The following is an 18061-nucleotide window of genomic DNA, read 5'->3' as shown; positions in this document are numbered from 1 at the left end:
TCCTCACGCTAGGGAGCCCGTGTTTCCGCGCCGGGCGGCGGCGGTAACGGCTCGGTGCACTTCCCTTCACGCCCCTCCCGCCCCCCGGTGAGCCCGAGTCCCCACACGCGCCGCGCGCCCCGCGCCGACCCCCCACACCAACCGCATTGTGCCCGCGCCGAGTCCCCACCCACCCAGCAGCACAAACGTCGAGTCCCCTCTGGGTCGTCATCTCCCCCGTTGCGCAGCGGGGGAGATGACGACCCAGAGGGGACTCGACGGCAGGTGGTGTCCGGCGGGGGACTCCACGGCCGCGTCAGTCGTTGCGGAACCGGGGCTCGTCCCGGCGGGACGCGGCCGAGCCGGGCCGGGCCGAGGCCGCCCGAGCCGCACCGGCCCGGGCCGCACCGGCCGTGTCCGGGCGCGCCGTCACCCGGTGGGCCACCTGCTTCGAGACCCGGGCGACCACCTTCTCCAGCGGGCCCTGGCCCCGGGCGTGCTGCCAGGCGAGGGCGAACAGGCCCAGCACCACGACCTGCCCCCAGAACGCCAGACCGGGCGCGAGGTCCTGCAGCCCCGTGGCGAGGAAGAGCAGGTGGGCGGTGTAGAGGGTGAGGGTCATCGACCCGGCGGCGGCCAGCGGCGTGAGCACCGTGCCGGCTGCGCGGGCCAGCAGCAGGAACCCGCCGAGGACGGCGACCGCCACACCGAGGCTGACCAGCAGAGCGAACGGCGTGTTGGTGTGCGGGCCCGGCACGATCAGCCACCACAGCGTGGTGGTGGGCAGCGACGGGTCGGGGCCGAAGACGATGATCTCGTCGATCTGCGCCTCGGACAGCCACGGGGTCGCCGCCCAGATCCGCCCGTAGCCGCCGAGGCCGAGCAGCAGCAGGCTCGAGAGCCCGTGGGCGAGCACGGCCAGGGCCGCCCCCGCCCCGACGAGCCAGGTCTGCACACGCCGGTTGGCGAGGTTCATCCGGCCCAGGGCCAGCCCGGCGCACAGGAAGCTCATGTACGGCAGGGCGGGATAGGTGCCGGTCAGCAGCAGCTGGGCGAGCACGGTGACGGGGTCGGTGGCGAGGTCCCACGGGGTGGGGTTGCCGTAGACGTGGGAGGGCAGCACCTCCAGCGACCACTGCATGAGGAACGGCGAGACGACCGCGAAGGCGGTCGCGGCGATCAGCAGGTGCCGGATGCGCAGCCCCAGGAACGGGATCGCCAGCAGGAAGAACACCCCGTAGTAGACGAGGATGTTGTTCACCGGCGGGGCCACGAAGCCCAGGAGGAGGCCGACGAGGGCGAGCACCGCGGCCCGCCCGACCAGTCCGGCGCGGTCGCCGGTGAGGCGGGTGCCGGTGTGCGGTGCCGCCCCGCCGGAGAGGAAGGCGAGACCGACGCCGGCGAGCACCGCGAACAGGGCCGCGGAGTGGCCGGCGAACAGCGACCAGCTCAGCGAGGCCCGCTCGGCCTCGGCGTCCCACACGGGCAGGGTGTGCACGGCGACCATGCCCAGCAGGGCGAGCCCGCGGGCGGCGTCGACGCCCACGAGCCGGCGCCGGCGGCGGGGCTCCTCGGGCGCCGGGACGCCCAGGAGCCCCGCTCCCCCGCGCCGGCCGGCGGCGCGGTCAGTGCGCACGGGCGCCGGCCTCCACCGGCTGATCGGCGTGGGTGCTCATCGGGCGGATCGGGTTGCCACCCCACCGGGTGCCGGCGGGCACGGTCTCCTGCGCCATGACCAGCGAGCCGGGGTAGACGGTCGCGCCCTCCTCCACCGTGGAGCCGGGCAGCACGAAGCTGTTGGGCCCGAGGGTGGAGCCGGCGTCCATGCGCACCGGCTGCAGGCGCATGATGCGGTCCTGGAACAGGTGGGTCTGGAGCACGGTGCCGCGGTTGACGGACACGCCGCGCCCGAGGTGGACGAGGTCGAACTCGGGCAGCCACCAGGTCTCGCACCACACGCCGCGCTCGATCCGGGCGCCCATCATGCGGGCCCAGACGTTGAACACGGGCGAGCCGACGGCCAGGCGGATCAGGCCGGGCACGGCGAGGGACTCGGCGAACACGTCGGCGAGCTCGTTGCGCCACACGAAGGAGCTGAACAGCGGGCGCTCGCCCTGGGTGAAGCGGCCCATGAGGGCCCACTTGACGAGCACGGGGACCAGCGCGGCGACCACGCCGGCGGCGAGCACCACGGGGGTGGCCCACAGCAGGACCGCCACGAGGCCCTCGGCCGGGGAGGTGGAGCCCATGTAGATCGTGGTCAGGGCGTAGACGATCGCGAGGTCGATCCACGCGGTGACCATGAACGGCACGATGCGCAGCGACTCCACGAGGGTGCGGGCCACGACCAGCCGGCGGCGGGGCCGGTAGGTGGTGCCCTCGTCGGCGGCGTCGGAGGTCCGGGCGATCTGCTCCGGGGTCCGGCCGAGCCAGGAGGTGCCGGGCTCGGCGTGCTCGGGGGCCGAGGAGAGCACGGCCACGAGGGAGTCGGCGGGCAGGTCGCGGTCGGCGCCGACCACCGCGGAGTTGCCCACGAAGGAGCGCTCCCCCACGGAGGAGTGCCCGACGTGGAGCCAGCCGAAGCCGGTGCGCGGGGCGCTGACCATCGAGTGGTCGGCCATGAAGGACCCGGAGGCGAAGGTGCTCAGGTGCGGGAGGGTCTCCACGGTGGAGATCTCGACCTGGCGGCCGACGCGGGCGCCGAGCAGGCGCAGGAACAGCGGGGTCGCGATCGAGGCGTAGACGGGGTAGGTCGACACCAGCGACTTCTGCAGCAGCACGCCGGTCAGCCACACGGCCCAGCCCACGGGGCCCTCGGCGCGGTGGTGGCCGGGGGTGATCATCCGGGCGAGCAGGCGCACGAGCACCACGACGAGCGCGAGGTAGGTGAGGAGGGTCAGCACCGCGAACACCGGCACCCACAGGGCCAGGACGGGGAAGACGGCCTCGTAGAACTGCAGGTCGCGGACCTGGCTGAAGGCGAGCAGGCCGCCGGGCAGGATCGCGAGGACGGGCAGCAGCCCGACCGTGCCGAGCCCGAGCGAGTACAGGGCCCAGGTGCGCAGGGGCCGGTCGTGGCCGGCGCGCTGGGCGGGCCAGGAGGCGCGGGCCTCGCCGAGGTCCTCGAGCGGGGAGCCGGCGGCGAGCCGGCCGGCGGGGACGGTGCCCACCACGTGGGAGCCGGGCTCGACCTCGGCGCCGGGACCGACGACCGCGCCGGGGTCCAGCAGGGTGCGGGCGCCCACGCGGGCGTTCTCGCCGACGGTCACCGTGCCCAGGTGGAAGACGTCGCCCTCGAGCCAGTAGCCGGAGAGGTCGACCTCGTGCTCCACGGCCGCGCCGGAGCCGACGACGGCCAGGCCGCTGACCGGCGGCATGGTGTCGAGGTGGGCGTGGTCGCCCACGCGGTTGCCGAGCATCCGGAAGAACACGGCCATCAGCGGGGTGCCCATGACCGGGTCGAACTTGTTGAAGATCAGCACGCGCTCGGCCATCCAGACCCGCAGGTGCGTCCAGGAGCCGCGGGCGTGCGCGCCGGGACGCAGCCGGAAGGTGAGCAGCCGGATGAACAGCGCGGTGAGGACCATGCGGCCGGGCAGGGCGAAGAGCACGAGCCAGCCGGCGAGCAGCGGCAGCAGCGGCAGGTCGGGGACCCAGCCGGCGCCGAAGAGGTTGAACAGGACCCACACGACGAGCAGCGAGCCCACGACGTAGCGCAGTCCGGAGACGGCGTAGAGGGCCACGAGGAACGGCACCTGCACGAGCCCCGCGCGGCGCGGGGTGTCCCGCACCGTCGAGACGGCGGCGGCGTCGCGGGCGACGACGTCGGCGCGCTCCAGCGTCTCCAGGTACTCGTGCATCTCCTGGAGGGTGGGGTGGCGGTAGAGCTGGGCGATCTCGGCCCCGGGGTAGGTGCGGCGCAGCTCGGAGACGAGCTTGGCCACGGCCACGGAGGTGCCGCCCAGGGCGAAGAAGTCGCTGTCGCGGTCGATGGGCAGCGGGCCGAGCTGGTCGGCCCACAGGCCGGCGAGCCACTCGAGCCCGCCCTCGAGCGCGGGGGCCTCCACGGCGGTGGAGCCGCCGGGCAGCGGCCACGGCAGCGCCTTGCGGTCGACCTTGCCGGAGGTCTTCATCGGCAGCTCGTCCATCAGCGCGAGCGCGGGGACCATCTGGCCGGGCAGCCGGTCGGCGAGCAGCCGGCGGGCCTCCTGCACGTCGATCGAGCCGGGCTCCTGGGGCACGAGGTAGCCCACGAGCACCTGGTTGCCGGCGGGGGTGGTGTGCACCGCGGCGGCACCGGCGGCCACGCCGGGCAGGCGGGTCATCTGCTCATCGATCTCGCCCATCTCCACGCGGCGCCCGGAGATCTTGACCTGGTCGTCGGCGCGGCCCACGAAGACGATGCCCTCGGGGTCGGCGCGCACGACGTCGCCGGAGCGGTAGGCCCGCTCCCAGCCGAGGGTGTCCATGGGCGCGAACTTCTCGGCGTCCTTGGCGGGGTCGAGGTAGCGGCCCAGGCCCACGCCGCCGATGATCAGCTCGCCCTCCTCGCCCCAGCGCACGGGGTTGCCGGAGGGATCGACGACGGCGAGCTCCCACCCGGGCAGGGGCAGCCCGATGCGCACGGGCGGCTCGCCGGTGAGGATCGCGCCGGTGGCGATGACGGTGGCCTCGGTGGGGCCGTAGGTGTTCCAGACCTCGCGGCCGGGGTGGACCAGGCGCGCGGCGAGGTCGTTGGGGCAGGCCTCGCCGCCGAAGATCAGCAGGCGGATCCGCTCGAGGGCCTCGGCCGGCCACATGGAGGCCAGCGTCGGCACGGTGGACACGGCGGTGATCCCGCGCTCCACGAGCCAGGGGCCGAGGTCGGTGCCGGAGCGCACCACGGAGCGGGGCGCGGGCACGAGCGCGGCGCCGGAGCGCCAGGCCAGCCACATCTCCTCGCAGGAGGCGTCGAAGGCCACGGAGAGCCCGGCCATCACGCGGTCGCGCGGGCCCAGGGGGCGCTTGGGCAGGTAGAGCTCGGCCTCGGCGTCGACCAGGGCGGCGGCGGAGCGGTGGCTGATGGCCACGCCCTTGGGCTTGCCGGTGGAGCCGGAGGTGAAGATGATCCAGGCGTCGTCGGTGGTGCGCGGCTGGTCGCTGTCGGCGCCGGTGCGCACGCCGGGGCGGCGCTCGAGGGCCAGGCCCGCGCCGTAGACGACGGCGACCCCGGCCTCCTCCCACACCGTGTTGGCGCGCTCGTCGGGGTCGTCGAAGTCGACCGGGACGTAGGCGGCGCCGGCGAAGATCGTGCCGAGGATCGCGACGTAGAGGTCCACGGTGCCGGAGGGCACCCGGATGCCCACGCGGTCCCCGCGCCCGACGTCGAGGTCCCACAGGCGCTGGGCCTCGGCCTCGACGCGCTCGAGCAGCTGGGCGTAGGTCAGCTCGGTGCTGCCGTCGTCGATCGCGACGGCGCCCGGGTGCCGGGTCACGGTGTCGAGGACGATGTCCACGAGCGTGCGGGGCGCGGGCGGCGCGACGGCCGGGTAGACGGCCCGGCCGCGGACGGTGGGCAGCGGCTGGGTCCGCAGGGCGGTCTCGAGGACACCGTTCTCCTCCGACCACCCGTCGCCGGCGAGCCGGCTCCCGGCGCCGGCGGAGCCACCCGGGTGCCCGGTGGAGCCGCTGCGCGAGATCGGGCGCACTGTCATCTGAAAATCCCCCATCGACGTCCGTGCCGCGGCAGGTCTGTGCCGCGGCCGTGGCCGACGGGAGGTCGAGGTGCGCTCAGCAGGCCGGTGCTCCCGGCCGCGGGACGTCGTGGCCCGCGCCGGATCGTGGCCGGCGGCGGGTGCGTGCGTGTCGGACGGTCGTCCGGACCGGCACCCCCGGCGCCGGTCGTCCCCCTGAGCCGGCCCCCGCCGGCTGCGTAACTGTACCGTACGGACGGATCGGTTGCAGTTGCAAGCCCCGCAGGCCAGCGGTCGGTTACCAGTGAGTGGAGAGAAGGATCACAGCTGCGTTCCGCGTCACGCCGCCGTGGTGGGGACCACGCCGGAGGACCGTCGCGGCCCGGCAGGCCCGGGCCGGCCGGTCCCCCGACCACGGTGCGCCCGCACCTGCCACCGGTCGCCGCCCGGCCCGGCCCCCACGGTCGCCATCGGGCCCCGGCCCCCACGGGTGCCGGACGGCACCGGGCGCCGGACTCAGCCCTCTGCGGCCGTCAGCAGGCGGTCGAGGACCCGTGCCTCGGGCAGCTCGAAGTGGTCGGTGTCCTCCCGGACCTGCAGGCTCGTGCGCTCGAAGCCACGGCGGTCGTACCAGGCCTCCCCCGCCCGGGCCGCCCGCAGCGCGTCGAAGGGGGCGTGCGGGTCGGTGCCGTCGTCGTCGGCCCCCACGTCCCAGTGCAGGCGCAGGTCCGCGCGCTGCTCCGCGGTGGGGGCGGACGCCGCGCCGGCCGGGGCGCCCCCACCGCCGGAGAGGATGGCGCCGCCGCCCTCGAGGAGGCCGATCCTGTCGGCGAGCAGCTCGTAGCTGATGAACTCCGCCCCGCCCGAGTACCCGTGCAGCCACGTGCGGGAGCGGTCGAGGTCGTACCCGGCGAAGATCCGCTGCTCGGCCAGGGCGAGGAACCACTCGGCGTTGCCGTCGAGGTCCTCCCACCACGTCGGCTCCCCCGTGCGGTCCGGGGTGCGCGGGGCGACCAGGATCGCGTTGTGCGAGCGGGCGACCTCGGCGAGGCAGGAGAGCTTGCGCTGGGGATGGTGGAACTCGTAGGCGCCGTCGCCGTGGAGCCGGAAGACCACGCCCACCGGCCGGGACCAGTCGATGCCGTCGGCGAGCACGTGGTACGTGCTGCTCACGCCCTCGTGCTCGAAGGCCACGTCCCAGCGGTCCGCCGGCCCCTCCCCGAGGCGCGGGCCCTGCGAGAGCACCGGCCCGTCACCCAGCGGGCGGTGGTCCGGGCGGGACGGCACGGTCAGCTCCGGCAGCCCGTAGGCCGCGCACGAGACCGTTCCCGGGGCCTCCAACCCCGGCTCCCACAGCAGCCGCGGGAGCGCGATCAGCACCAGCGCGAGGGCCAGCCCCGCGGCCACGACCGTCGCGGCCAGGGCACGACCACGGGGACGGTGCCCCTGCTCGGGGTCGGGCGCTCGGTGCATCCGACCATCGTAGAGGCGCGCTCCACCCCGCTCCGACCAGCTCGTTTTGTGCCCGCAAACGGGAACGCCCATAATGCCCTGTGACCGTTCGGGGGGACGGTGACCCCCCGGGCCTCTCCCTGGCGTGCCCTCCACCGCACCCGTTCAAGGAGAATCCCGTGGCCATCGCCGCACCACCGGTGCACGAGCAGCCGACCCCTGAGACCCAGGGGCACCTGCGCCGCACCCTCAAGACCCGCCATCTGACGATGATCGCGATGGGTGGTGCCATCGGCACCGGCCTGTTCGTGGCCTCGGGCAACACCATCGCCACCGCCGGCCCCGGCGGGGCCCTGCTGGCCTATGTCGCCATCGGGCTGATGGTCTTCCTGCTCATGCAGTCGCTGGGGGAGATGTCGACCTACCTGCCGGTCTCCGGGGCCTTCGAGGAGTACTCCACCCGCTTCGTCAGCCCCTCCTTCGGCTTCGCCATCGGCTGGAACTACTGGTACAACTGGGCGATCACCGTCGCCGCCGAACTCGTGGCCGCAGCCCTGATCATGCGCTACTGGCTGCCCGACGTCCCCTCCTGGATCTGGTCGGCCCTGTTCCTGGCGGTCCTCTTCGGCCTCAACGCCCTGTCCACCCGGGCCTACGGCGAGAGCGAGTTCTGGTTCTCCCTCATCAAGGTCGCCACCGTCGTGATCTTCCTCGTCCTGGGCGTCCTGATGATCGTGGGCATCCTCGGCGGCGAATCCCCCGGCTTCGACAACTGGACCACCGGGGACGCCCCCTTCGTCGGCGGCGGGGCCGGGATCCTGGCGATCTTCATGGTCGCCGGCTTCTCCTTCCAGGGCACCGAACTCGTCGGTGTCGCCGCCGGCGAGGCCGAGGACCCCGAGAAGAACGTCCCGCGCGCGATCCGCACCGTGTTCGTGCGCATCCTGCTCTTCTACGTCGGGGCGATCACCATCGTGGGGTTCCTCATCCCCCACACCAGCCCGCACCTGCTGGGCTCCGGGGTCGAGGACATCTCCATCTCCCCCTTCACCCTGGTCTTCGAGAACGCCGGGGTCCTGGCCGCGGCCTCGGTGATGAACGCGGTGATCCTCACCGCGATCCTCTCGGCCGGCAACTCCGGGCTCTACGCCTCCACCCGCATGCTCTGGGCCCTGGCCGACTCCGGCAAAGCCCCCAAGTTCCTCGCGAAGGTCAACCGGCGGGGGGTGCCGATGAACGCCCTGCTGGCCACCACCACCGTCGGTGCCGCCTGCTTCCTGACCACCCTGATCGGGGACGGGGCCGCCTACGTCTGGCTCGTGAGTGCGTCGGGGCTGGCGGGGTTCATCGTGTGGATGGGCATCGCCTGGAGCCACTACCGCTTCCGCAAGGCCTACCTGGCCCAGGGCCACGACCTGGACGACCTGCCCTACAAGGCCCGGTTCTTCCCGCTGGGGCCGATGATCGCCCTCGCCCTGTGCGCGATCGTGATCCTGGGACAGAACTACCAGGCCTTCCTGGGCGAGGTCGACCTGCTCGCCGCAGCCACCGCCTACATCGGCCTGCCCCTGTTCCTCGCCCTGTGGGCCGGCCACCGGCTGGTCACCGGCTCGAGGATGGTCCGCTACGAGGACGCCGACCTCACCCGCAGCTTCGACTGACGGATCCCCTGGCCCCGGCGCCGGTCCCAGCCACGGCGCCGGCGTCCGTCCCGGACCCGACCCCGGTGCCGGCCCCGGTGTCGGCCCCGGCCGGTGCTGCCGAGTCCCCACCAACGACGCGACTCCCCACGTGCTCACGTGGGGAGTCGCGCTTCATGAGGGGACTCGCCAGCGGGTACCCACCCCCGAGGGCGGCTCAGCAGCAACCGGACCGGCCGCCGGAGATGTCAGCAGCAGAACCAGGAGCAGACACACCGCTGCCGCCGCCGGGCGCCGGGCGCCACTGAGGCCAAGGCCGCGTCAGCGGCCACGGCCACGGCCACGGCCACGGCCACGGCCACGGCCACAGTGCACCTGCCCCCGCCACCCGCCCAGCGCCCAAACCCCCGCCGAGTCCCCTTGATGTCGGCATTTCCCCCGTCGCGCGACGGGGGAAATGCCGACATCAAGGGGACTCGGCGACAGACCCGTTGTCCGGTGGGGGACTCGGTGCTTTCCCAAGGGGGACTCGGCGGGTCCGTTGGGGACTCGGCGGGTGACGTGGGAACTCGGCAGCAATGTGACGAGTGAACTGGGGGCTCGGTGGACTCAGGGCCGGTGCGATGGGGACTCGGTGGGCGCAGGGCAGGTGGCGTGGGGACTCCGCACCGCCAGAGCCGGTGAGATGGGGACTCAGTGAGAGCAGCGGTTCGCGCGGATGGGGACCCGGCGACGCCAGCGTCGGCATGATGGGGACTCGGCGGACGCAGGCCCGATGTGCTGGAGTCCTGGCGGCGCGGGAGTTGGTGCGGTGGGGACTCGGCGGGAGCAGGGGTCGGTGCGATGGGCACTCGCCGCGGGCCGGGGCCCATGGTGGGGAGTCGGCGTCGCGAGGGGCCCGGTCGGTGTGGGGCCGACGGGTACGCCGGAGCGTCGCGAGGGGCCCGGTCGGTGTGGGGCCGACGGGTACGCCGGAGCGCCGCGAAGGCCCGGCGGGCCCGGCCGGCGGGTCAGGCGGGCAGCTGCGAGCGGTAGCGGGTGGCGATGACGTCGACCAGCTCCGGCGGGACCTCGCCGTCGGGCAGGGCCAGCGGGTCGGCGTCGACGTCGGCGCCGGCCTCCCGGGAACGGTCCAGGAAGTAGCCCGGTGCCAGCAGGTAGTTGGCGACCACGACCCGCCCGCCCGCGGGCACGGCGGGCCGGGCGTCGGCGACCGCCTCAGCCACGCGGGGCGAGGCCGCCGCGAGGTAGGACACCGTCACGGGCCGGTCCAGCTCCTCCCCCAGCTGCTCGGCCACGACCGCGCAGTCGGCCACGGCCCGGCGGTCGGAGGAGCCGGCGGTGGCGAGCACCACGGCGTCGGCGGGCTGCAGCGGGGTGCCGGTGCGGGCGCAGGCCTCGTGCACGCGCCGGGCGAGCAGCCGGGCGAGGGCCCGGTCCGGGCCGAGCGCCGCGGAGACCCGGTGCTGCTCGTCCGCGGCGACGGCCCGCGCCACGTCCACGTAGACGTGGTAGCCCGCCGAGAGCAGCAGCGGCACGACCACCGCGGGCCGCCCGGCCAGCTGCCCGGTGCGCTCGGCGAGGTCGGGGGTCTGGACGTCGACCCACGTGGGCACGACCTCGGTGCCGGGCAGCGCCGCGGCGACCGCGTCGACGAGGCGGGACACCGCGCGGCGGCCCGCGGGCGAGCGGGTGCCGTGGGCGCAGGCGAGCAGGACGGGGGAACCGGTCGAGGACATGGGCACCAGCCTAGGACCAGGATCCCCGCCTCACGGGACGGCGCCGGGCCCGTGCGGGAGCGGCAACCGGCACGGAACGCAACAGTCGTCACGCGACGTCACGCGGCAATGCCGGGGAAACACGCATGCCGCACGCTGGAGTCCGGACCACACGTGCACCCCGGTGCACCCACCCCCTGGAGGACCGCATGCTCCTGACCGCCGACCTCACCGCCGTGCCCGTGCTCGTGCTGGGCGAGCCCGCCGCCGCCCGCCGCGCCCTGCGCCGCTGCGCCGCCGCCGGCGCGGAGGTCCGCCCGGTCGCGGCCCCCGAGCAGCTGCGCCCGGCCGACGTGGCCGGGGCGGGGCTCGCCGTCGTCGTCGGGGAGGGCCGTGCCCGGTGGCGGAAGGCCCTCGACGACGCCGGGGCCCGCGTGCCGGTCGTCCACGAACCGGCCGCCCGCGAGGGCGGGCGGGTCACCCTGGTCGGCGGCGGCCCGGGGGCCGAGGACCTGCTGACGGTGCGGGCGGTGCAGGCGCTGCAGGACGCCGACGTCGTGCTCGTGGACCGGCTCGCCCCGGCCGGGGCGGTCGCCGCGGCCGCCCCCGGCGCCGAGGTCATCCCGGTCGGCAAGACCCCCGGCCACCACCCGGTGCCGCAGGAGCGGATCCAGGACCTGATCGTCGCCCACGCCCTGGCCGGGAAGTCGGTCGTGCGGCTCAAGGGCGGGGACCCCTACGTCTTCGGCCGCGGCGGCGAGGAGCTGGCCGCGTGCGCCGCCCACGGCATCCCAGTCGACGTCGTCCCGGGGATCACGAGCGCGGTCTCGGTGCCCGGGGCCGCCGGGATCCCGGTGACCTTCCGCGAGGTCTCCCGGATGTTCACAGTCGCCTCCGGCCACGTGCCGTTCTCCGAGGCGGAGCTGCAGCACTTCGCGGGCCTCGGCGCCGCCGGCGGCACGCTCGTGGTGCTCATGGGCGTGGGCACGCTCCCCCACCTGGTCTCCGGGCTGGTGCGCGCCGGGGCCGACCCCGCCACGCCCCTGGCCGTGGTCGAGCGCGGGTTCACGGACCGGCAGCGCTCCACGATCACCTCGCTGCGCGACGCGGTCGAGGACACGGCGCGGGCGGGCTGCGGCTCCCCCGCCGTCGTCGTCGTGGGCCCGGTCGTGCGCCTGGCGAGCGCCGAGCGCAACGCGTTCCTCGCGGAGGTCGCCGCGCATGGCTGAGCCCGGTCCGCTGACGGGCCGGGTCGTGGGCGTGACCGCCCACCGCCGCGCCGAGGACCAGATCGCGGCCCTCGAGCGCCGCGGCGCGCGGGTGATCCACGCGCCGGCGCTGAAGGTCGAGCCCGTGGATCAGGACGGCCCGCTGGCCGCCGCGTCCCGGGCGCTGTTCGAGGCCCGGCCGGACCTCGTGCTCATCACGACCGGCTACGGGCTGCGCCGCTGGCACGACGCCGCGGTGGCCCAGGGCTTCGACGCCGAGCTGCTGATCTGCCTGCACGAGGCCGCCGTGTACGTGCGCGGGCCCAAGGGCCGCGGTGCCGTGCGCGTGCTGGGCCTCGAGGACGCGGGGATGTCGGCCGACGAGACCACCGCGGGGCTCGTGGACCTCGTGCTCGCCGAGCACTGCGGGGACCTCACCGGGCGCACGGTGGGGCTGCAGCTGCACGGCATCGCCGACGTCGCCCAGCGCCGCCGGCTCACCGACGCCGGGGCCCGCGTGCTCACCGTGACCCCCTACCGGTGGGCCCCCGCCGACGACGACGGGCAGGTCCCCGTCCTGATCCGCGAGGCCGCCGCCGGCCGCGTGGACGCCATCACGTTCACCGCCGCCCCGGCCGTCGACGCCCTGTTCTCGACCGCCGAGGAGCTCGGCCTGCACGAGCAGCTGCTCGCCGCGTTCCGGCACGGGATGCTCGCCGCGACCGTCGGACCCGTCACGGCCGCCCCGCTCGAGGCGATGGGCCTTCAGCCGCTCGTCCCGGAGCGCTTCCGGATGGGCGCGATGCTCAAGCAGCTGGTCGACGCGCTGAGCTGAGTCCGGGCGCCCCGCGCCGTTCCGCGCCCCTGATCGATGGACGGCCCCCGATGTGCCCACGCATGGAGCTGTCCCCCGTGCCCGGGAGTCCAAGTCCGCATCATCCGTGCACGTCACAGCGGATTTGTGTGAGCTGGTTCACCTGCCGCGCCTGCCGCCGCCCGGTCCGACGTCCGCAGTTCTGGGGACGATGAGCAAGCCCGTGCGTCCCCCGTTCAGCGGTGTTCGCGGAGATTAACTACGGTCCCGTAATCTCCTTCGCCCGAGGTGCTCCGCATTTGTCTTCGCACATTGATGTTTGCACATGCGCATGGTGTGCATTGCGGACTGTTTGTGCTTGTGACAGGCCGGTGGCACTCCTGCAGGGTTGGGATCGCAATTCCATCGAGGGGAATGGACTTGCCGGTGCGTCGGGGGACGCATCGCGGATCCGGGGGAAGCGGGACAGCCGTGGAGGACAGCTCGACGACGAACAGGCAGGGACGTTCCCGCCGGCAGGGACACTCGAGGGGAGAGGAGCGCTGGGCCGGCCGGCCCGGGCGCACGGGATCGACGGCGGCCCCGCCGATCTTCTTCGACCCGACCGGCAAGCGCTGGTACCGCATCCTCGCCACGCTGATCCTGCTCGCGGTCCTCGCGGCCGGCGCGGCCTCCTGGGTCCTGCCCCAGGCCATGGCCCAGACCTGGGACGGCGAGGAGAACCAGGACTCCGGGTACGCACGGGAACTGCTCGCCACCGGGGACGTCGAGAACATCCCGCTGCTGGGCGACGGGTCCAACCCGTTCTCCCGCATCGCGCTCGTGGAGGAGCGCGACGGGCGCACCGTGCTGGCCGACCCCTTCAGCGACGAGGTCTTCCGCGAGCTCACGAAGGAGGAGCGGGAGACCGTCGGGGCCAGCCCCTATGCCATGGAGCGCTTCGGAACCCTGCCCGAGCGGACCCTGTTCCTGACCTTCGACGACGGCCCCCACGCGACGTTCACCCCCGAGGTGCTCGACGTGCTCGCGGCCGAGCGCGTGCCGGCCACCTTCTTCAGCATCGGCACGAACGTCGTCAAGGAGTCCGAGCTGCTCGAGCGCACCGTGCGCGAGGGGCACATGGTCGGCAACCACACGATGACCCACTTCACGTCCTGGGTCGAGGACCTGCGCAACCGTGAGGAGCTGATCGGCACCGACCGCGCCATGCGGGCGGTCGCGGACTACGCCTCCCCCATCTGGCGCCTGCCCACCGGCGACCCGGACAACAAGCCCCTGCCCCTGCTCGAGGCCCAGCAGCTGGGCTACCTGCACGTGGACTTCACGCTCGACACCCAGGACTGGCAGTACGGCCCCGGTCAGGAGGTCCCGGTCCCCGAGCTCGACGGGCAGGGGGAGGTCGTGCTGATGCACGACGGCGGCGGCGACCGCACCGCCACCGTCGCCGCCCTGCGCGGGCTGATCGCCGATGCGAAGGCCGAGGGCTACACGTTCGCCACGCTCGCGCCCGTTCTGCCGGAGGGCTATCAGCCGCGGCTGGACACCGCGCCGTCCTTCGGGGACACCGTCACGCTGGCGACCGTGGCGGGGGTGACGGTGGTGCCGGAGGTGCTCATGCGCTGGCTGTTCTGGTTCGGGATCGGGTCGCTGACGATCATGTCCGTCCTCTACGTGGTGCTGGCCCTGATCGGCCACCGCCGGCAGAAGCGGCGGGTCTGGCCGCAGATCCCGGACGAGCAGCTGCCCCTGGTCTCCGTGGTGCTGCCGGTCTACAACGAGGAGCCGGTGATCGCCCGCACCCTGGCCGCCCTGCGCGCCAGCGACTACCCGAACCTGGAGGTCGTGGCCGTCGACGACGGCTCCACCGACCGCACCCTGGAGATCCTGCGCCAGACCGCCGCGAGCTGGCCGGGGCTGCGGGTGCTCACCCAGGCCAACGCCGGCAAGTCCGTGGCCTCCAACCACGCCATCATGGCCGCCGCCGGGGAGATCGTCGTGACCCTCGACGGGGACACGATCTTCGAGCCGCAGACCGTGCGCATGCTCGCCCGCCACTTCGTCTCCGGACGCCGGTCCCGCCCGGTCGGGGCGGTGGCCGGCCACGTGAAGGTCGGCAACCGGCGCGGGGTCCTCACCATGTGGCAGTCCCTGGAGTACATCTCCGGGATCTGCGTGACCCGCATGGCCGAGGGCGTGGTGGGGGCGATCTCCATCGTCCCGGGCGCGTGCGCGGCCTGGCGCAAGGAGGCCCTGCAGGCCGCCGGGGGCTATTCCCACGACACCCTGGCCGAGGACGCCGACCTGACCATAACCCTGCAGAAGCTGGGGTGGGCCGTGGTGCAGGAGAACCGAGCCGTGGCCTGGACCGAGGCGCCCATGACCGTGGCCGGGCTGGCCAAGCAGCGGCTGCGCTGGACCTACGGCAACCTCCAGGCGCTGTGGAAGCACGCCGGGATGCTCTTCCGCCCCCGGCACGGGGCGCTGGGGATGATCGCGCTGCCCTACACGCTGCTGGCCACGCTGGTGCCGCTCGTGTTCCTGCCCCTGACCGTGGTCATGGCCGTGCTCAACCTCGCCGCCGGCACCTGGGTCCCGATCGCCGTGTTCGCCGGGTTCGTCCTGGCCATCCACACCGTGATCTGCGTGATCGCCATCCGCATGGTCGGGGAGTCGTGGACCCACCTGCTCATCGTCCCGCTCTACCGGGTCATCTACGAGCCTCTGCGCGCCTATCTGCTCTACGCTTCGCTCCTCCAGGCGCTGAAGGGCAGGATGATCGGCTGGTACAAGCCCGAGCGCACCAACACCGTCCTCGACCTCCAGGCGGTGGAGGCCTCCGAGGCGGTGCAGCGGGTCTGAGCCGCCTCAGCCGGTGAACGCGGTGCGGACCCGGTCGGCGAACTCGCCCTCGCCCTGCCGGATGCCGCTGCACAGGTCGGCAGCGGGCTCCACGTCCGGCGGGAGGTCCGTGCAGGAGCGGTCCCGGTTGAGCGACCAGTAGGAGAAGCGGCCGAGTCCCTGGTCCCGCGCGAAGCGGGCCAGCTCGGCCGCTCCGTCCGGGCGCAGGACCTGGCCGGGCATGTCGTTGCGGCCGATCATCGGGGTGGCGCCCATCCGGTTCCAGACCAGCTCGTCGGACAGCGGCTGTCCCGCCTCCTCCCACAGCCGGGCGAGCTGGGCGTGGGCCGCGCGCAGCGACCGGACCGAGGCACCGACCATGCCGTCCTCCTCGACCGCCCCGGGGCCGTAGTTCATGGTCATGAGGTTCACGCCGCTCAGATCCACCCCGCCCTCGAGCGTCTGAGCAATGACCTCCGTGGCGTCCTCCTCCAGTCCCTGCGGGCCGACCGGCAGGGTCAGCCACACCTCGAGCGGCTCCTCGCGGTCCTCCTGCAGGCGGGCGAGCGCCTCGGCCCGCCGCTCGTTCGCGTCACTCCGCCCCAGGTCGTCCATCTCGACGTCGAGGTCGACGGCGTCCGTCCGGTAGCGGTCCACCACGGTGCGGTAGCTCTCGACCAGGCGGTCGACGTCCGTGCAGACCGTCGCCGGCTCGTCCCGGGCCGCGCCCCCGAAGGAGACCGCGACCTCCCCGCCGTCCTGCCGGTACTGCGCGACCGCGCTGTCGAGCCGCAGCTCGTGGCCCGCCTCGTCGAGGCTGTAGTACCCGCCCCAGGACGGGGTGCAGGGGTCCTCCTCGTCGGCGACCACGAAGCCGAGCACCGTGCGCGGCTCCCCGGCCGCCTCGACGGGCAGGTCGTAGGGCGGCCAGGCGGTGGCGTTGACGTATCCACCGAGCCAGGGCTCGTGCCGCTGCGGCTCGGCCGTCCCGCAGGAGGCCAGCAGCCCGGCGCTGAGCGCAGCGACCAGGACCACTCGGGAGACGGACACGGCACGGGGCGGCCGGTGGCGGGAGGTCATGGGGGCTCCGTTCCGGGGTGGACGTGGATCGGGTCGTGCGGACGACCACGGCCCCCGACCTGCACTGACATGCTACGGGAGCCTTCGCGCGGGCCCCGCCGGTAGGCTGGCCCCGACCGTCCCACCCCGCCCCGTCGAAAGGCCCGCCCGTGTCCGACGCCCCGAACCTCGCCCCGTACATCGACTCCACGCTGCTGAAGCCGGAGGCCTCGCGCGATCAAATCGCGGCGCTGTGCGAGGAGGCGAAGCAGTACTCCTTCGCGTCGGTGTGCACCAACCCGCTGTGGGCCGGGTTCGTGCGGGAGCGGCTGGCCGGCAGCGACGTGAAGTCGTGCGTGGTGGTCGGCTTCCCGCTGGGCGCCTCCGCCACCGAGGTCAAGGCCTTCGAGACCCGCACCGCCGTGGACGCCGGCGCCCAGGAGATCGACATGGTCATCGACATCGCCGCCGCCCGCGCCAACGAGCGCGAGACCCTGGAGCGGGACATCCGCGCGGTCGCCGAAGCGACCCACGCCGGCGGGGCGCTGCTGAAGGTCATCATCGAGACCTGCCTGCTCGACGACGACGCCAAGGTCCTCGCGTGCGAGGCCGCCGTGGCCGCCGGCGCCGACTTCGTGAAGACCTCCACCGGCTTCTCCACCGCGGGTGCGACCGTGGCGGACGTGCGGCTGATGCGCGCGACCGTGGGCCCCGACATCGGGGTCAAGGCCTCGGGCGGGATCCGCACCCGCGAGGACGCCCTGGCGATGATCGAGGCCGGTGCCTCCCGCATCGGCGCCAGCAGCGGTCCCGCCCTCCTCAGCTGAGCTGGCGATACAGCCCTTCGGGCCGCAGACGATTCACACTCCACGACTACTTGCGCCACTCGAGTGTCGGAGGCTCCCCGTCAAGCAAGGCGAGGTCATCGGTAAATGATTCCAGTCCCATGGCCGAATGAGAGTCTGAACCGTAGTTCGGTCGTCTGGATTCGGGGATAACCGGACCGCTTCGCGGCTGTGGCCCCAGGAGGACTTGTCCGCGGTCGTGCTGAAATCAATTTTGTCCGCACGGTTCACTCATGAGGAGCCTTCCCGCTCACCATGTTGTGACTTATTACGGATGTGATCTTGAACGCCCCGGTGCTAGTTCGCCGATGTGCCTTTATTGCAAAGGCGGCCGTTATGCCCATAGTCGCCGAACATTGCAGACACATTATGGGCATCGGCATCCAACCGTCCGCGGACTCGCTACGCGCACCGGCACCGTCGTCAATGCGGGCATGTTTTCGGCTACCGACGCAAGGATAGGCCGCACGCTCAGCCGGATAGTACGACGATCAACAAGCGAACAAAAATGCTGACCATTATAGAGGGACCCTCTTCCTGCGTCGCCGGAACCATTGCAGACCCACCTACAACCGGTGTCCGTTTCTCGAGGCTGGACTAATTTATTGGGTTTGGTGCCGGGGTCACCGCTTAATTGGGGTCAGCCCTGCGGCAAGCTGCGGAGGCATAAGGCATTTCGGTCAGTCCCGTTGCGATGCAGGTGGTCGTCCCGGTGGCGGTGAGTTCGGTATAGGCGCCCATTGACGCATTTTTCGCGGCTGCTCGTTCTCCGTGGTCTCGGTGATGAATTCCAAAAGCGAGTGTGCTTTTCCCGTGACGTCCGAGGCGATCAAAGT

General features: G+C 73.3%; 10 protein-coding genes. 5 read left to right on the top strand and 5 right to left on the bottom strand.

Features of this window, described 5'->3' with window-relative positions; genetic code table 11:
- Positions 1 to 295 precede the first annotated feature (295 nt).
- The 3 genes from LQU92_RS07100 to LQU92_RS07090 all read right to left on the bottom strand — a co-directional run bounded on the left by LQU92_RS07100 (position 296) and on the right by LQU92_RS07090 (position 7124).
- Positions 296 to 1615, bottom strand: a complete 1320-nt coding sequence (locus LQU92_RS07100) for a heparan-alpha-glucosaminide N-acetyltransferase domain-containing protein (protein WP_230779364.1) — start codon at positions 1613 to 1615, stop codon at positions 296 to 298.
- Entirely contained in the window at positions 1605 to 5672 is a 4068-nt protein-coding gene (locus LQU92_RS07095; RefSeq protein WP_230779361.1) for a Pls/PosA family non-ribosomal peptide synthetase, read from the bottom strand. Before LQU92_RS07095 ends, LQU92_RS07100 begins: the two co-directional genes overlap by 11 nt.
- A gap of 495 nt (positions 5673 to 6167) precedes the next feature.
- Positions 6168 to 7124, bottom strand: coding sequence for a hypothetical protein (locus LQU92_RS07090; RefSeq protein WP_230779359.1), 957 nt, complete (start codon positions 7122 to 7124; stop codon positions 6168 to 6170).
- A gap of 158 nt (positions 7125 to 7282) precedes the next feature.
- On the opposite strand from LQU92_RS07090, the gene LQU92_RS07085 reads away from it, so the two are divergent.
- Positions 7283 to 8764, top strand: a complete 1482-nt coding sequence (locus LQU92_RS07085; protein WP_308071597.1) for an amino acid permease — start codon at positions 7283 to 7285, stop codon at positions 8762 to 8764.
- A 989-nt stretch (positions 8765 to 9753) separates the two neighbouring features.
- Here the strand turns inward: LQU92_RS07085 and LQU92_RS07080 are convergent.
- The gene (locus LQU92_RS07080) at positions 9754 to 10482 is read right to left on the bottom strand and encodes a sirohydrochlorin chelatase (RefSeq protein ID WP_230779357.1); all 729 of its coding nucleotides are present in this window, start codon (positions 10480 to 10482) and stop codon (positions 9754 to 9756) included.
- A 188-nt stretch (positions 10483 to 10670) separates the two neighbouring features.
- On the opposite strand from LQU92_RS07080, the gene cobA reads away from it, so the two are divergent.
- The 3 genes from cobA (at position 10671) to LQU92_RS07065 (ending at position 15342) form a co-directional block, all read left to right on the top strand.
- Positions 10671 to 11690 (top strand): uroporphyrinogen-III C-methyltransferase, encoded by a 1020-nt coding sequence (gene cobA / locus LQU92_RS07075; RefSeq protein WP_230779355.1) that lies wholly within the window; start codon positions 10671 to 10673, stop codon positions 11688 to 11690.
- The gene (locus LQU92_RS07070; RefSeq protein ID WP_230779353.1) at positions 11683 to 12504 is read left to right on the top strand and encodes a uroporphyrinogen-III synthase; all 822 of its coding nucleotides are present in this window, start codon (positions 11683 to 11685) and stop codon (positions 12502 to 12504) included. The genes cobA and LQU92_RS07070 overlap by 8 nt, the downstream gene beginning before the upstream one ends.
- A 450-nt stretch (positions 12505 to 12954) precedes the next feature.
- Entirely contained in the window at positions 12955 to 15342 is a 2388-nt protein-coding gene (locus LQU92_RS07065) for a bifunctional polysaccharide deacetylase/glycosyltransferase family 2 protein (protein WP_230779351.1), read from the top strand.
- A 6-nt stretch (positions 15343 to 15348) separates the two neighbouring features.
- Here the strand turns inward: LQU92_RS07065 and LQU92_RS07060 are convergent, their stop codons facing one another.
- A complete protein-coding gene (locus LQU92_RS07060; protein WP_230779349.1) occupies positions 15349 to 16401 on the bottom strand; it encodes a chitinase in 1053 nt (350 codons plus the stop codon).
- 149 nt (positions 16402 to 16550) lie between these two features.
- Here LQU92_RS07060 and deoC point away from each other — a divergent pair, with 149 nt between their 5' ends.
- Complete coding sequence (deoC, locus tag LQU92_RS07055) at positions 16551 to 17207, top strand: deoxyribose-phosphate aldolase (RefSeq protein WP_230779347.1); 657 nt, start codon at positions 16551 to 16553, stop codon at positions 17205 to 17207.
- Positions 17208 to 18061: the final 854 nt, after the last annotated feature.

The organism is Kocuria sp. LUK, from assembly GCF_021012935.1.
Lineage (GTDB): Bacteria > Actinomycetota > Actinomycetes > Actinomycetales > Micrococcaceae > Kocuria > Kocuria flava.
Note: the sequence above shows the minus strand (reverse complement) of the source record. Positions and strands in the feature narration are given on the sequence as shown.

What these genes read in the sequence shown, in the direction of transcription:
- LQU92_RS07080 (WP_230779357.1), bottom strand. Translation starts at nt 10,482, where the DNA reads ATGTCCTCGACCGGTTCCCCCGTCCTGCTCGCCTGCGCCCACGGCACC.
- cobA (WP_230779355.1), top strand. Translation starts at nt 10,671, where the DNA reads ATGCTCCTGACCGCCGACCTCACCGCCGTGCCCGTGCTCGTGCTGGGC.
- LQU92_RS07070 (WP_230779353.1), top strand. Translation starts at nt 11,683, where the DNA reads ATGGCTGAGCCCGGTCCGCTGACGGGCCGGGTCGTGGGCGTGACCGCC.
- LQU92_RS07095 (WP_230779361.1), bottom strand. Translation starts at nt 5,672, where the DNA reads ATGACAGTGCGCCCGATCTCGCGCAGCGGCTCCACCGGGCACCCGGGT.
- LQU92_RS07090 (WP_230779359.1), bottom strand. Translation starts at nt 7,124, where the DNA reads ATGCACCGAGCGCCCGACCCCGAGCAGGGGCACCGTCCCCGTGGTCGT.
- LQU92_RS07060 (WP_230779349.1), bottom strand. Translation starts at nt 16,401, where the DNA reads ATGACCTCCCGCCACCGGCCGCCCCGTGCCGTGTCCGTCTCCCGAGTG.